The organism is Thalassospira sp. CH_XMU1420-2, from assembly GCF_037029325.1.
GTDB classification, from domain to species: Bacteria; Pseudomonadota; Alphaproteobacteria; order Rhodospirillales; family Thalassospiraceae; genus Thalassospira; species Thalassospira povalilytica.
The window spans coordinates 1-902 of sequence record NZ_JAYMEG010000069.1 but is presented as its reverse complement, the minus strand read 5'-3'; the positions used below and the strand labels follow the sequence as shown (position 1 = coordinate 902).

At 50.7% G+C, this 902-nt stretch carries 1 protein-coding gene; it reads left to right on the top strand.

Annotated elements, in window-relative coordinates; genetic code table 11:
• The first annotated feature begins 122 nt into the window (after positions 1 to 122).
• Positions 123 to 470: a DoxX family protein gene (locus WA429_RS21320; RefSeq protein ID WP_068517695.1), complete on the top strand. Its 348-nt coding sequence runs from the start codon at positions 123 to 125 to the stop codon at positions 468 to 470.
• Positions 471 to 902 lie beyond the last annotated feature (432 nt).

Here is a 902-nt window from a genome sequence, read left to right as displayed (position 1 = left end):
GCTAACATCCCCGGAAATTGTTGGCTAAATCCGTGATCGCATAAGATTTTTTGCCGCGGGCGGTTTCATCACGCCCGAAATTACATACCGGCCGATTAGCTGGCGCCAACAGAGCGAGACACATGAAGAAATTGAACTGGATAACGATTTACGCCCTAGTGCTGGCAATCTTCTTTGCCATTGGCGGTACCATGAACCTTGCCGCATCGGAGGCGACCTTGGCGGACTACACAAGATGGGGCTACCCGACCTGGTTCCCGTATCTCACCGGCACCCTGGAATGGACCGCAGCCATCCTTCTCGCATTCAGTGCAACCCGATTGATTGGCTCAGCACTTGCCGGAAGCGTCATGATCGCCGCCGCCGGCACACTCGTCCTTAACGGCGAATTCACTCACAGCATCGCCCCGCTAACGGTTCTGATCCTTGTCGGCATCAACGCGTTTGTTCATTTCAAACGCGAGAACTGAGTCAAACTATCACATGCATGGGATCCAAATTTTCTCGGACTCCTCAACTTCCACTCAACTTCCCTACTGTGTTGCTCTCATGAAACTCCGTTAACAAACACTCGGTTCCCCCGAGTTATGACAACGATAAACCTGCCACGGTGTTGCATTCGAGCTACATATCCAGTCGACTGCATCTTCAAAACGCTTGATCAAATTGCCAAATCCGCAACGCCTCAATCCCCCGGGACGCCCCTGCGCGAACCGGGTATTTTCGTTTGTTCAAATGACGAAGTAGCGCATCCTGCTGGCTTCTTTTATCTGCTTCTCGATGTTTTCTAGGTTCAAACCTAGGAGACGAACGATGTCACGTACTTATAGAGGATTGCACTTATAATCCGTCAAACTTGCACTTATCGCGCTTTTCCGGCTCAGATTAAGTGATTTTATCGC

What these genes read in the sequence shown, in the direction of transcription:
- WA429_RS21320 (WP_068517695.1), top strand. Translation starts at nt 123, where the DNA reads ATGAAGAAATTGAACTGGATAACGATTTACGCCCTAGTGCTGGCAATC.